This window comes from Streptomyces sp. NBRC 110028 (assembly GCF_001417735.1).
Classification (GTDB): domain Bacteria; phylum Actinomycetota; class Actinomycetes; order Streptomycetales; family Streptomycetaceae; genus Streptomyces.
Map to the genome: position 1 here is coordinate 1 of NZ_BBUZ01000051.1, position 14,654 is coordinate 14,654.

At 70.5% G+C, this 14,654-nt stretch carries 4 protein-coding genes; 2 read left to right on the plus strand and 2 right to left on the minus strand.

Going from position 1 to position 14,654, the window contains the following annotated elements; translation table 11 throughout:
* Window positions 1-8,922: SDR family NAD(P)-dependent oxidoreductase (locus ASC60_RS42435; protein WP_199831135.1), on the minus strand; the 8,922-nt coding region annotated here is incomplete at its 3' end.
* Window positions 8,923-9,727: 805 nt separating this feature from the next.
* On the opposite strand from ASC60_RS42435, the gene ASC60_RS35135 reads away from it, so the two are divergent.
* Both ASC60_RS35135 and ASC60_RS35140 read left to right on the plus strand, forming a co-directional pair.
* Complete coding sequence (locus tag ASC60_RS35135; RefSeq protein WP_055557768.1) at window positions 9,728-12,028, plus strand: beta-glucosidase; 2,301 nt, start codon at window positions 9,728-9,730, stop codon at window positions 12,026-12,028.
* 20 nt (window positions 12,029-12,048) lie between these two features.
* Window positions 12,049-13,164: a DegT/DnrJ/EryC1/StrS aminotransferase family protein gene (locus ASC60_RS35140; protein WP_055557769.1), complete on the plus strand. Its 1,116-nt coding sequence runs from the start codon at window positions 12,049-12,051 to the stop codon at window positions 13,162-13,164.
* A 102-nt stretch (window positions 13,165-13,266) separates the two neighbouring features.
* Here ASC60_RS35140 and ASC60_RS35145 read toward each other — a convergent pair whose 3' ends face one another.
* Complete coding sequence (locus ASC60_RS35145) at window positions 13,267-14,541, minus strand: OleI family self-immunity macrolide glycosyltransferase (protein WP_055557770.1); 1,275 nt, start codon at window positions 14,539-14,541, stop codon at window positions 13,267-13,269.
* Window positions 14,542-14,654: the final 113 nt, after the last annotated feature.

Below are 14,654 nucleotides of genomic sequence, written 5' to 3' on the forward strand. Positions count from 1 at the left end.
CGGCTCCGCAGGCGCCTCCTCCACAATCACGTGCGCATTCGTGCCACTGATCCCGAACGACGACACGCCGGCCCGACGCACTCGCTCACCCGGCAGCCACACCACCGGCTCAACCGCCAGCTCCGCTTCACCAGCCGACCAGTCCACGTGCGGTGACGGCTCATCCACATGCAACGTCCGCGGCACCACACCCCGCTCCAGCGCCAGCACCATCTTCATCACACCCGCCACACCAGCCGCAGCCTGCGTATGACCGATGTTCGACTTCACCGACCCCAACACCACCGGACGCCCACCCGCACGCCCCCGCCCATACGTCGCCAGCAACGCCTGCGCCTCGATCGGATCACCCAACCGCGTCCCCGTCCCATGCGCCTCCACCACATCCACATCGACAGGAGCCAGACCGGCGTCAGCCAACGCCGCACGGATCACCCGCTGCTGCGACGGACCATTCGGAGCCGTCAACCCATTCGACGCACCATCCTGATTGACCGCACTCCCCCGCACCACCGCCAACACCCGATGACCCAACCGCCGCGCATCCGACAACCGCTCCACCAACAACACACCCACACCCTCGGCAGCACCAAAACCATCCGCCGAAGCCGCGAACGCCTTGCACCGGCCATCCACCGACAAACCCCGCTGCCGACTGAACGTCGTCAACGTCACCGGCGACGACATCACCGTCACCCCACCCACCAACGCAAGCGAGCACTCACCCCGCCGCAACGCCTGCACCGCCAGATGCAACGCCACCAACGACGACGAACACGCCGTATCCACCGTCACCGCAGGCCCCTCAAGACCGAACGTGTAAGCAACACGCCCCGAAGCGACGCTGGAGATGGAGCCGGTGAGCAGGTAGCCCTCCAGCTCGGACGGCACGTCGCCCGCCTGGGCGGCGTAGTCCTGGTTCGATATGCCGAAGAACACACCGGTCGGGCTGCCCGCCAGCTTCGAAGGTGCGATGCCGGCCCGTTCGAGGGCCTCCCAGGACGTCTCCAGCAGCAACCGCTGCTGCGGGTCCATCGCCAACGCCTCACGCGGCGAGATACCGAAGAAGGCGGCGTCGAACTCCCCCGCCTCGTGCAGGAAACCGCCCTCACGCATGTACGACGTACCGGCCCGGTCCGGATCGGGATCGTACAGGCGCCCCAAGTCCCACCCGCGGTTCTGCGGCAGTCCGGAGACAACGTCCTCACCAGCGGTGAGCACATCCCACAGATCCTCCGGGGAAGCGACGCCTCCCGGAAAACGGCATGCCATTCCCACGATCGCGATCGGCTCGTCGATCGCGCGCTTCTCCATGACGGGCACTGCACCGTGGTCACCATCGTCGTCGATCAGCCTGGAGCGCAGATGGCCGGCCAGCGCCGCGGGCCTCGCGTAGTCGAAGACGGCCGTCACGGGCAGTCTGAGGCCGGTGGCGGTGTTCAGCCGGTTGCGCAGTTCGACCGAGGTCAGCGAGTCGAATCCGAGATCCTTGAACGCTCGGTCCGGAGCCACCGCCTCGGCGCCGGAATGTCCGAGGACGACGGCGGCCTGCTCCCTCACGAGCTGCATCAGAAGGCGTTCCTGCTCGACCGCGGTGAGGCCCGCGAGACGCACGGCAAGCTCGGGTTCGGCACGGTCCGGCATGGCGTCGCCGGGGCCTGAGCCGGACTCCAGCATGCGGCGTACCTCGGCTATCTCTCCGATCAAGGGCCGTGCCCGCAGCGCTGTGTACGCCAGGAAGAACCTGCTCCAGTCGATGTCGGCCACAGCCACTGCGGTTTCGCCATTCGCCAGCGTGTGATCGAGCGCAGCGATGGCCGCCGCGGGTTCCATGGCGAGTACACCGTGCCGCTGGAGCCGTTCGCCCACCGACCCTTCGTGGGCCATGCCGGTGCCGCCGGACCACGGTCCCCAGGCGATGGAGGTCGCCACGAGCCCCTGGGCTCTGCGCCATTCCGCGAAGGCGTCCAAGAACGAGTTTCCCGGCGCGTAGTTGGCCTGCCCGGGAATTCCCAGGGTGGCGGAGATGGACGAGAACAGTACGAAGGCCGAGAGGTCGAGGTCCCGGGTCAGTTCGTGCAGGTTGACGGTGGCCGTGACTTTGGCCCGCAGGGCGTTGTTCATCTGCTCCGGTGTGAGCGCCGCCGTCATGCCGTCGTCCAGAGCACCCGCGGCGTGGATGACGGCCGTCAGCTGCGCCGGATCCGTGCGCAGCGAGTCGAGGAGCGTCTCCAGTCCGTGCCGGTCCGCTGCATCGCACGCGGCCAGGGTCACCCGGACACCTATGTCCGTGAGGCTGTCCCGAAGGGCAGCGGCCCCGGCTGCGTCCGCTCCGCGACGGCTGGTGAGCACCAGATGCTCGGCGCCCTTGCCGGCCAGCCAGCGGGCGACGTGCGCGCCCAGCGCCCCGGTGCCTCCGGTCACCAGGACCGTGCCGCTGGGCGACCACTCGCGCCCGCTCGCCTGGCTCGACATACGGTGACCCGGCGTACGAACGAGGCGTCGGGCGAGGACGGAGGAGGCCCGTACGGCAAGCTGGTCCTCGTCCGCCAGGCCGCCCACGACATCGACCAGCCGTCGGCGCGCGTCCGCGTCCAGGTGTTGCGGGAGGTCGACCAACCCGCCCCACATCTGCGGCTGTTCCAGGGCGACGACCCGTCCCAGCCCCCAGAGCAGCGCCTGCCTGGGTCGCTCCGGTGACTCACCGGGCAGTGCCGCTACGGCGCCTCGGGTCGCGAACCATACGGGCACCTCGGCCGCGGCGTCCGCCATCGCTTGCACGAGCGCCAGCGAAGTGGCCATGCCGACGGGCACGTCGGGGTGGCCGCCGTGCGGGGCTTCGTCGAGGGCCAGAAGGGAGAGCACCCCGGCGAGGTCGTCGTCGCCCAGCCCGTTCCGTAGAGCCTCGCCCAGCGCTTGCCGGTCGTGGTCCCGCTCATCGACCACCACGGACACGGCACGGGCGCCGCCTCGCTCCAGTGCGTCGATGGCGCCGACCACCAGTGAGTCATGGGTCAGACGTGCCGGAATCACCACGGCCCAGACACCGGACAGCCGTGCGGAAGTTCGTGTCGTAACGGGGCGCCACTCGACGTGGTAGCGCCAGTCCTCCAGCCGCTCGCGTTCCTGTTGCGCCGCCTTGTCGAGCAGCCAGTAGCGCTGCCGTTGGAAGGGATACGTGGGCAGGTCGACGATGCGGGGGCTAGCACCCTCGAAGGCGCGGGACCAGTCAACCGGGACACCCTGGACGAAGGCTTCCGCAAGGGACGTGAGGAACCGATCCAAGCCGCCCTCATCACGCCGTAGCGAACCCAGCGCCACAGCATCGGCATCCACCGTGTCGAGGGTCTGCTCGATACCGGGAACGAGGACGGGGTGCGGGCTGCACTCGATGAACGCGCCCATCCCGTGTGCGAGGAGCCCTTCGACGGCTTCTTGGAACCAGACGGTCTCCCGCAGGTTGGTGAACCAGTACCCGGCGTGCAGGGCGGTCGTGTCCAGCCAGTCGGCCGTCACCGTGGAGAAGAACGGCACACTGGAACGCTGCGGAGTGATGTCCGCCAGCGCCTCCAGCAACTCGTCGCGTAACTGATCCATCTGCGCAGAGTGGGAGGCGTAGTCCACCGGGACACGACGAGCCCGGACGTCCTCCCGCTCGCAGCCGGCCAGCAGCTCGTCCAGCGCCTGTGCGTCGCCGGAGACGACGGTCGAGGACGGGCCGTTGACCGCGGCGACCGATATCCGGCCGCCGAACTCCTCCAGCATGGTGCGGACGCGGTCGGCCGGGAGGCTGATGGAGACCATGCCGCCCCCACCAGCGATCCGGGCGATCGCCCGGCTCCGCAGTGCCACCACCCGCGCACCATCGGCCAGACTCAAGCCCCCAGCCACACAGGCCGCAGCGATCTCCCCCTGCGAATGCCCCACGACCGCGGCAGGCTCCACACCGTAATGCCGCCACGTCCGAGCGAGTGACACCATCACCGCCCACAACGCCGGCTGCACCACATCAACACGCCCAAGACCAGCCTCATCACCACCGCGCAGCACCTCGACCAGTGACCAGCCGGTCAACGGATCCAGCACCGCAGCGCACTCCGCCACCGCCTCCGCGAACACCGGGCACGCATCCAGCAACCCAGCCGCCATCCCCACCCACTGCGATCCCTGACCAGGGAAGACAAACACCGCACGACGACCCTCAGCAGGAGCCACACCCCACACCACACCCGGCCCAACCCGACCCACGGCAAAACCGGCCAACGACTCCGTCAAGGATGCGAGTTCGCTGCCGACCATCACCGCCCGGTGCTCGAACACCGACCTGGTGGCCACCAACGACCACCCCACATCGCCCACACTTACACCCGAAACATGCGCAGCCAAGCGTGCCGCCTGCTCACGCAACGCCCCCGCATCCCGACCGGAAACCACCCACGGCACCACACCCACAACAGAACCCGGACCCCGCTCCACCGACGGCTCCGCAGGCGCCTCCTCCACAATCACGTGCGCATTCGTGCCACTGATCCCGAACGACGACACGCCGGCCCGACGCACACGCTCACCCGGCAGCCACACCACCGGCTCAACCGCCAGCTCCGCTTCACCAGCCGACCAGTCCACGTGCGGTGACGGCTCATCCACATGCAACGTCCGCGGCACCACACCCCGCTCCAGCGCCAGCACCATCTTCATCACACCCGCCACACCAGCCGCAGCCTGCGTATGACCGATGTTCGACTTCACCGACCCCAACACCACCGGACGCCCACCCGCACGCCCCCGCCCATACGTCGCCAGCAACGCGTGAGCCTCGATCGGATCACCCAACCGCGTCCCCGTACCGTGTGCTTCGACCACATCCACATCGACAGGAGCCAGACCGGCGTCAGCCAACGCCGCACGGATCACCCGCTGCTGCGACGGACCATTCGGAGCCGTCAACCCATTCGACGCACCATCCTGATTGACCGCACTCCCCCGCACCACCGCCAACACCCGATGACCCAACCGCCGCGCCTCCGACAACCGCTCCACCAACAACACACCCACACCCTCGGCCCAGCCGGTGCCGTCCGCCGTCGCGGCGAACGCCTTGCAGCGGCCGTCCTCGGAGAGGCCCCCTTGCCGTGAGAACTCCACGAACATGCCGGGCGAAGGCATCACCGTGGCTCCGCCGGCCAATGCCAGCGAGCACTCGCCCCGGCGCAGTGCCTGCGCGGCCAGGTGCAGTGCCACCAGCGATGACGAACACGCCGTATCCACCGTGACCGCAGGTCCCTCCAGGCCGAGGGAGTACGCGACGCGGCCGGAGGCCACGCTCACGGTGTTGCCGGTCAGGACGTAGCCGCCCGAGTCGTCGTCGGACTCGTGCAGTCGGGGGCCGTAGTCCTGCGCCGTGGCTCCGATGTACACGGCCGTGTCGCTGCCGCGCAGGCTGCTGGGGTTCACGCCCGCGCGTTCGAGGGCTTCCCAGGACGTCTCCAGCAGCAACCGCTGCTGCGGGTCCATCACCAGCGCCTCACGCGGCGAGATCCCGAAGAAGGCGGCGTCGAACTCCCCGGCGTCGTACAGGAAGCCTCCGCGGCGCGTGGCGGAGTCAGTGACGTTCCAGCTCCGGTCCGTGGGGAAGCCGGACACCGCGTCCTCGCCGGCGGCGAGCAGGCGCCACAGGTCCTCCGGAGAGGTCACGCCACCTGGGAAGCGGCACGCCATGCCGACGATGGCGATCGGCTCGTCGTCCGGGTCCGGGCCCGGCTCCGTGGCGCGCGTGCCGTTCGTCTTCTCCTGTTCGGGGCGCCTCGTACCGTCGTCCTGGAGGAAGCGTGCCAGTGCGCCGGGGCTCGGGTGGTCGAAGAGGATGCTGCTGGGCAGGCGGAGGCCGAGTGCGGTGTCGAGCCGTTCCCGCAGTTCCAGCGCCGTCAGCGAGTCGAAGCCGAGGTCGCGGAACGCGCGGTCGGGGTCGATCCGCTCGGCCCGGGAATGTCCGAGCACAGCCGCCGCGTGGCTGCGCACGAGGTGCAGGACGTCGTGCGGCTGCGGCGGGGACGCCTCGGTCCGTCCCGTGCCGGATTTGGTGTCGTTCGCCGGTCGCGTGTGAGCCTCTCCGGACGGCAGCCAGTGGGATTCGCGTTGGAAGGCGTACGTCGGGAGGGGGACCCGGCTCACGTCGCCACCAAGGACGGAGGTCCAGTCCATCGGTACGCCGTGCAGGTGGAGCCGTGCCACGGCCTCGGTGAGTGATCGCGCCTCGTCCCGTCCTCGGCGCAGGGCGGGCAGCAGCGCCGCGGTGTGGGCGTCGGCACCGGCGCCCGGTTCGCCGCGGTGGCCGGGCTCCGGGGCGGCGGTGACGCATGCGCGCGCCATGGCGGTGAGGACGCCGTCCGGCCCGACTTCCAGGAAGCTGCTGGTGCCCAGTTCCCTGAGTGCCCGGATGCCGTCGCCGAAGCGGACCGCTTCCCGAACGTGCCGGACCCAGTAGGCGGGCGTGGCCATGGTCCGGTCGTCGACTGGTGCGCCGGTGAGGTTGGAGACGAGGGGTGTAGTCGGTGCCCGGAAGGTCAGGCCGGTGACGGCTTCGGCGAACTCCTCCAGCACCGGTTCCATGAGCGGGGAGTGGAAGGCGTGGCTGACGCGCAGGTACCGGCTTTTGCGGCCCCTGTCCCGGAGGGCCTGTTCGATGTCGGCGACGTGGTCGCGCTCGCCGGACACGACCACCGCGTCGGGGCCGTTCACGGCGGCCAGGCCGACGTGGGCCTCGCGGCCGAGCAGCAGGGGTGCGACCTCGGACTCGGGTGCCTGGACCGAGAGCATGACGCCGCCGCCGGGCAGGGAACGCATCAGCGCGCCGCGGGTGGCCACGAGTACGGCCGCGTCGGACAGGTCGAGGATGCCTGCGGCGTGGGCGGCCGCGATCTCGCCGACGGAGTGGCCTGCGAGGTGGTCGGGTCTCAGGCCCCACTGGCCCAGGAGGCGGAAGAGGGCGGTTTCCAGGGCGAAGAGGGCGGCCTGGGTGTAGTGGGTCTCGGAGAGCAGGGCGCTGTGTGCCGTGCCCTGCTCGGCGAACATCACGTCGCGCAGGGGCGGGCCGGCCTCGGGGCCGAGGAGTCGGCCGAGGTGGGTGTCGAGTTCGGCGCAGACCTCGTCCAGGGCGTCCCGGAAGCCGGGGAACGCCTGGTGGAGTCGCTTGCCCATGCCGGGGTGCTGGCTGCCCTGCCCGGAGAAGAGGAAGGCGAGGCCGCCCGGTTCGGGGGTGAGCGTGCGGCCGAGCAGGACCTGGGGGGCCGGGAGGCCGTTCTCCAGGTCCCCCAGGCCGTTGAGCAGGTCCTCGCGGTCGTGTCCGGTGACCACGGCGTGCCGCTCGAAGACCTGGCGGCGGGTCGCCAGGCTGTAGGCGGTGTCCCGCAGGGGCTGTCCGGGGCTGTGCTCCAGGTGGCGGCGGAGCCGTTCCGCCTGTGCGCGCAGGGCCGCATCGCTGCGGGCGGACAGGATCAGCGGCGGGTGGCGGTGGGTGTCCTGGGCGGGATCAAGACCGTTTCCGGCTGCCGGGTCCAGCCTCTTTTCCGCCTCCGCGGAGCCGAGTCGGCCTTCCGTGCCGGTGTACGGCCCTTCTCCTGCGCCGTCGTCTCCCGCGTTCCGTAACTCGGACAGGACGACGTGGCAGTTCGTCCCGCCCATGCCGAAGGAGGAGACGCCCGCCACCAGCGGCCGGCCGAGGCTCGGCCAGGGGCCGTACGTGGTGTGGACGCGCAGGCGCAGGGCGTCAAGGTCGATGCAGGGGTTGGGCGAGGTGAAGTTCAGGCTTGCCGGGAGGTGCCGGTTCTTGATGCTCAGGACCGTCTTCAGAAGGCCCGCGATGCCTGCCGCGCCTTCGAGGTGACCGATGTTCGTCTTGACCGAGCCGACCAGGAGCGGGGCTTCGGCCGGGCGTGCGGTGCCGAGCGCGGTACCGAGGCCCTCGGCCTCGACGGGGTCGCCGGCCGGTGTGCCGGTTCCGTGCAGTTCCACGTACTGGACGTCCGCCGGGTCCACGCGTGCCCGTTCCCAGGCCTGTCGCAGGACGTCCGCCTGGGCGCGGGCGCTGGGGACGGTGAGGCCTTCCGTGGCGCCGTCGTTGTTGAGGGCGCTTCCCAGGATCTCGCAGTAGACGGTGTCGCCGTCCGCGAGCGCGCGGTGGGTGGGCTTGAGGACGACTACGACGCCGCCCTCTCCTCGGGCATAGCCGTTCGCCCGGGAGTCGAAGGTGTAGCACCTGCCGTCCGGTGAGAGCGCTCCGAACCTTTCGACGCCAGTCGTGCCGGCCGGATCGAGGACGAGGTTGACGCCGCCGACGAGGGCGAGGTCGGATTCGCTGCGGGCCAGGCTCTCGCAGGCCATGTGCACGGCGGCGAGGGAGGAGGACTGTCCGGTGTCGACGGTGAGGCTGGGGCCCTGGAGGCCCAGGGCGTAGGAGAGCCGGTTGGCGATCATGCCGCGGTGCGTTCCCGTCAGGGAGTGCCGGGTGAGGGCGGCTTCTCCCCGTGCGTGCGCCAGGTGCGCGTAGTCGTCCCACATGGCGCCCATGAAGACCGAGGTGCGGGTTCCCCTGAGGTGTCGCGGGACGATTCCGGCGTCTTCCAGCGCTTCCCAGCCGAGTTCCAGCGCGAGGCGTTGCTGGGGGTCGAGGACACCGGCTTCTCTGGGCGAGATGTTGAAGAAATCCGCGTCGAAAGTGTCGATGCTGTCGAGGAATCCGCCGTGCGGAGCGGGAGACGAGGATAATAAGCCGGTCGGGGAACGGTCGGCGGGGGGCTCGCCCAATGCGTCCGCGGAGCCGGCCAGGAGTCTCCAGAACTCGTGGTGGGTGGCAGAGCCCGGCAGTCGGCACGCAACTCCGACAATGGCAATGGAACGCCCGTTTTCCCCGCCGGGAATAGACATGGTTTCCCACCTCTCTGCCGACGCTCCCCGCGGCTGCCACAACCATGGAAGCGAATCAAGGGGTCTGCTTTTCGGTCGTCGTTCGCCCGTCATCGGGGACGACCTCTACCGACGCGCTGGGGTGGATATGCCGGTGTTCGCGTGGGTCCGATTCGTGCATCGCGACCGGCCCCCCGCTTCGCCCCTTGGTCTAGGGGCCTCGGTGCCGGGCCGTCGCCATCGGCGGCAGCGATCGGAGAGTTGCGACGGACATGGCGAAGGACCTGCGAGGATGGTCGGCACGGGCGCCTCGGAGGGCGGCTGCGTTCTGCCGCCTGCGGTCCGCTTGACCCTCGTCGACCGTCCGGGCTGCCGTCTGTTCACCCCCCTGAGCGGCAGAGCGTTCGCCTCGCTCACGACTCGTCGTCGTGCGGCAACGCTAGATCAGCGCACGCCCCCCAGGCAAGCCCCTTCTTGAGACGTGCATGACCATCACTTGGGCTGGGCATGATCGCATGCAGAGATCCCCCATGGAGAGGCGCGACCTTATTCACGGGCATTGCTCCGGCTTCGGTGACGGTGCACTGTGGTCGCGACAACCGCCCATGTCATGCGCCCCGCAGAACGAGGGCGCGGAGGATTTGGAAGCCCTTTGAAACTACTTCGGTTACGTCTCGGCGGCCGCGTGCAGCGCAGGAGTCCGGTCCCGCCGCGGGCCCTTGCGGGTACCCTCGGCCTGGCCCTCAGTCTCGCCCTCCTCCCCTCTGTTCCGTCCGTCGCCGAATCGGGCGATCCGTGGGAAACGGGTCGTCTTCTGACGGCTCGGATGACCCTGGAGGAAAAGCTGTCGTTCGTGCACTGGACCTATCACACGAGCGATGAGTCGGCAAAGGTGTATATGCCGGGCGTTCCCCGCCTCGGCATACCCGAGATGCGGGCCACCGACGGTCCCGCCGGGATCACGATCCACCGGCCGTCCCTCGCGCTGCCCGCTCCCGTGGCGCTGGCCTCCACCTTCGACGACGGCCTGGCGCGGTCCTACGGGGCGGTGATCGGCCGGGAGGGGCGCGTCTTCGGGCAGGACGTGGTGTTCGCGCCGATGGTGAACTCCATACGCGTGCCGTACGCCGGGCGGAACTTCGAGACGTTCAGCGAGGACCCCCTGGTCACCTCGCGGATGGCTGCCGCGGAGATCAAGGGCATCCAGAGTCAGGGGCTGATCGCCGCCACCAAGCACTACGCGGCGAACAACCAGGAGAAGAATCGTTTCAGCGTGAATGTGAACGTCGACGAACAGACGTTGCGCGAGCGGGAACTGCCCGGCTTCGAGAGCGCCGTGGCCGCCGGAACCGGCTCGGTGATGTGCGCCTACAACAAGGTCAACGGCCAGCCGGCCTGCGGCAGTGACGAACTGCTGAACAAGGTACTCAAGGAGCAGTGGAAGTTCCATGGCTGGGTGACCTCGGACTGGCTGGCGACGCAGAGCACGGACGCCCTCACCAAGGGGCTCGACCAGGAACTCGGCATCGAGCTGGACCACGAACCCGCCCCGGGCGAGCCGATACCCGGCGGCAAGTTCTTCGGCGACCCGCTCAAGGCGGCGATCCGGGCGGGACGCATCCCCGAGTCGGCCCTCGACGAGGCCGTCACCCGCATCGTGTCGCAGATGGCCCGGTTCCGGCTGCTGGACGAGGATCCGCCCGCCCGCCCGGCGCGCGACCTCGCGGGCGGCTTGAAGGTCGCGCGCCAGGTCGCCGAGGACGGCGCCGTCCTGCTGCGCAACGAGGACGCCGCCCTTCCCCTGACCACGGAGACGGCGGCGGACATCGCCGTGATCGGCCCCACCGCCAAGGTCCCGAAGGTGACGGGGCTGGGCAGTTCGTACATCGTGCCGGACGCCGCGTCTGCCCCTCTGGACACCATCCGCGAACGGGCCGGCGCCGGCAGCACCGTGCGCTACAGCACCGGTGAGGAGACGGTCGGGGTTCCCGTTCCGCAGTCCGCCCTCTCCGCGCCCCGCCCCTCGGGTGAGGTGTTCCCCGCCGGCGAGGGCGGTGTCCTCTACGACGGCACCATCACCGTGCCGGCCACCGGCAGCTACCGCATCGCGGCCCGCGCGCAGGGCGGCAACGCCTATGTCGAACTCGACGGCCAGGAGCCGTTCAGCGCCGGCCTGGTCTACGGCGACGTCAGCAGCCGCCCCATGCGGCTGGCGGCCGGCACGCACAAGCTGCGCATCACCGGCGCGGCCCTGGCGAAGTCGCCCATGACCTTCGAGCTGACGTGGGTCACTCCGCAGGCCGCCCAGGAGGCGATCGACCGGGCCGTGTCGATCGCGCGGACGGCGAGGACCGCGGTCGTCTTCGCGTACGACGACGGCTCGGAGGACGGGGACCGCACGTCGCTGTCCCTGCCCGGCCGCCAGGACGACCTGATCAGCGCCGTGGCCGCGGTCAACCCACGGACCGTGGTGGTGCTCAACACGGGCTCCTCCCTCACCATGCCCTGGCTGAGGAAGACCGCCGCGGTGCTCACCATGTGGTACCCGGGCCAGGCCGGCGCCGAGGCGACCACCGCCCTGCTGTTCGGCGACGCCGACCCGGGAGGCCGGCTGACCCAGACCTTCCCGGCCGACGAGCGGCAGACGCCGTTCGCCGGGGACGCCAGGCGCTACCCGGGAGTCGATGACGAACTGGACTACTCCGAGGGCATCTACTCCGGCTACCGCTGGTACGAACAGCAGGACGCCCAGCCGCTGTTCTCCTTCGGCTACGGGTTGTCGTACACCTCCTTCGACTACCGGGACCTGAAGGTGACGGCGGCGGACGGCGGGCTCGACGTCTGCTTCACGCTGCGCAACACCGGTACGCGCACCGGCAAGGAGGTCCCGCAGGTCTACGTGGGACCGTCCCCGAACGTGCGGGTGCCGCAGGCCAAGCGTGCCCTGGCGGCCTACGGGAAGGTCGAGCTGCGGCCGGGCGAGAGCAGGAGGCTGACCTTGCGCGTCGAGCGCAGGGCTCTCCAGAACTGGGACAGCGGCGCCCACGCCTGGGTGACCGGACCCGGACGGCAGGTCATGGTGGGCCCGTCCCTCGGCCGTCTCCCGCTCCGCGCCACGGCGCCGTGAGCAGCTCCCACGGAGGGCGCATGGACGTTCCGTTCCTGAACCTCCGGGCCGCCTACCTGGAGCTCAAGCGCGACATCGACGCCGCGACCGGCCGCGTCCTGGACTCCGGGCGCTACCTCCTGGGCCCCGAACTCGCCGCGTTCGAGACGGAGTGGGCCGCCTACTGCGGGGCCCGGCACTGCGTGGCGGTGGGCAGCGGGTGCGACGCCCTGGAACTGGCGCTGCGCGCCATGGACATCGGGCCGGGTGACGAGGTGATCGTCCCGGCGCACACCTTCGCCGCGACCTGGCTCGCCGTCTCGGCGACGGGTGCGGAGCCCGTCGCGGTGGAGCCGGAGCCGGCGACGTTCACTCTGGACCCGGAACGCGTCGAGGCTGCGATCACCTCCCGCACCCGGGCGATCCTCCCGGTGCACCTGTACGGGCATCCGGCGGACCTGGCGGCGTTGTCCGAGGTCGCCGAGCGGCACGGCGTGCGGATCCTCGAGGACGCCGCCCAGGCGCACGGTGCGCAGGCGTACGGCCGGCGGGTGGGCGCGTGGTCCACCACCGCCTTCAGCTTCTACCCGGGCAAGAACCTGGGCGGCTTCGGTGACGGCGGCGCCGTGGTGACGGACGACGCGGAGCTGGCGGAGCGGGTGCGCCTGCTGCGCAACTACGGGTCGCGAGAGAAGTACCGGCACGAGATCCGGGCCACCAACTCCCGGCTGGACGAGCTGCAAGCGGCCGTTCTGCGGGTCAAGCTCGCCCACCTGGACGCCTGGACCGAGCGCCGGGCCGCGGTGGCGGCGCGCTATCTCGACGGGCTCTCCGGCCTGGACGGTCCGGACGGGCTCGTGCTGCCGAGGCCGGCGCCGTGGGCGGAGCCCGTGTGGCACCTGTTCGTGATCCGCTCCGCGGACCGGTCCGCGCTGCGGGAGCGGCTGGCGGCAGCCGGCGTCGAGACGCTGATCCACTACCCGGTGCCGGTGCACCGGTCGGAGGCGTACGCCGGCAGCCGGCAGGCCGCCCGCGCACAGCCCGTGGCGGAACGGCTCGCCCGGGAGGTGCTGAGCCTACCCATGGGTCCGCACCTGTCCGACGACGCCGTCACGGCGGTGATCGAGGCGGTACGAAGCGCGGTGGCCCCCTGCTGAGCCCGGGCCCGCGCACGTCGGCCCCCGTACCCGTCGCCGGATATGGGGGCCGACTCTCATGCGGCGGGCCGGGCAGCCCGCCGCACCGTCAGGCAGGGGCGGTCAGCCTGCTTCGGCGAGGATGCCCTCGAGGATGTCGGCGGCCGCCCGGGCGCCGCCCGCCTCACGGATCTCCTGCCGGACGGCCGCGAGCCGTTCGGCGACACCGGGGTCGGAGGCGACGGCGAGCACGGCCTCGCGCAGCTTCTCGGCGGTGACCTCGTCCCGCGGGATGTGCCGGCCGAGGCCCAGCTCGACGATCCGCTCGGCGTTCATGGTCTGCTCCGCGATCTGCGGCACGGCGACCGTGGGCACCGCGTTCGACAGGGCCTCCATGGTGCTGCCCATGCCCGCGTGTGTGATGAACGCGGAGGCTTTGGTCAGGATGTCGAGCTGCGGCACCCACTGGTGCACCTCGACGTTCGGCGGGACCTCGCCGAGGTCCGCGGGGTCGACGAAGCGGCCCACGGAGAGCACCACGTGCCAGTCCAGGCCGTCGACGGCGGCCAGGCAGGTGCGGTAGAAGTCGAGGTGGTCGGTGAACGCCGAGCCCAGGGCGATCAGCAGCACCGGACGCCCGTCCCCGGGACCTTCCCAGGTGCCCTGGTGGGACCGGTCGCCGTAAGTGGGACCGACGAAGGTGTAGTTGTCGCCGACCGTGTCGCCCTTGATCTGGAAGGTGCGGGGCAGTGCGACGATGCAGCGGTTGGGCGCGATGAGGAACTCGGTGGCCGGGGTGTCCACCCCGTGCTCCTGCAGGAAGGCCGAGAGCCGGGTGAAGAAGCGCACCAGGCCGTCTTCGGCCTCGGCCCCCTCCTCGGCGTCCCCGGTCTGCGCGGGGGCGGCGGTCTCCTCGCCGCGGTCGGCCGTGGGGTCCTGCACCGCGGGCACGTCCTCCTCGAAGCCCTCGTAGGCGACGAAGGTCGGGGAGAGCTGGACGAAGGGGATGTCCCACTTCCGGCCGAGCACCGGGGCGGGCCAGGAGGCGATGTCGTAGACGATCAGGTCCGGCCGGTCGTCGGCGTAGGCGTCCTCCAGCTGCGGCAGGACCCGGACGGCTTCGTCGAGGAACAGGCCCATCGCGGACTCCTGGTCCTCCGGCCACGACTCCTCGGGGTTGGACTCCTTCGGCAGGATGGAGTCGTACACCACGGGCGTCGCGCCGGCCGCCTTGACCTGTGCGGCGAACTCCTCGGTGATGGCGTAGCTGACCCGGTGGCCGCGCGCGACCAGTTCCTGGACGATGCCGAGGGACGGGTTCACGTGGCCGTGGCCGGGGATGTTGAAGAAGGAGATGTGACGGGGTGTCACGGAGGCAGAGCGGTACTCGCTCGTCATGGATCTCACTCCGGTGAGGTGTTCCGCCGGGGCACCGGCGCAGGCGTACGGCGGCATGCACACATATGCCTGACACGGGCCGGGCGGAAAGAAACTGATGGTTGACCACCGGC

Coding starts and splice junctions, on each gene's coding strand:
- ASC60_RS35135 (WP_055557768.1), top strand. CDS start 9,728: ATGACCCTGGAGGAAAAGCTGTCGTTCGTGCACTGGACCTATCACACG.
- ASC60_RS35140 (WP_055557769.1), top strand. CDS start 12,049: ATGGACGTTCCGTTCCTGAACCTCCGGGCCGCCTACCTGGAGCTCAAG.
- ASC60_RS35145 (WP_055557770.1), bottom strand. CDS start 14,541: ATGACGAGCGAGTACCGCTCTGCCTCCGTGACACCCCGTCACATCTCC.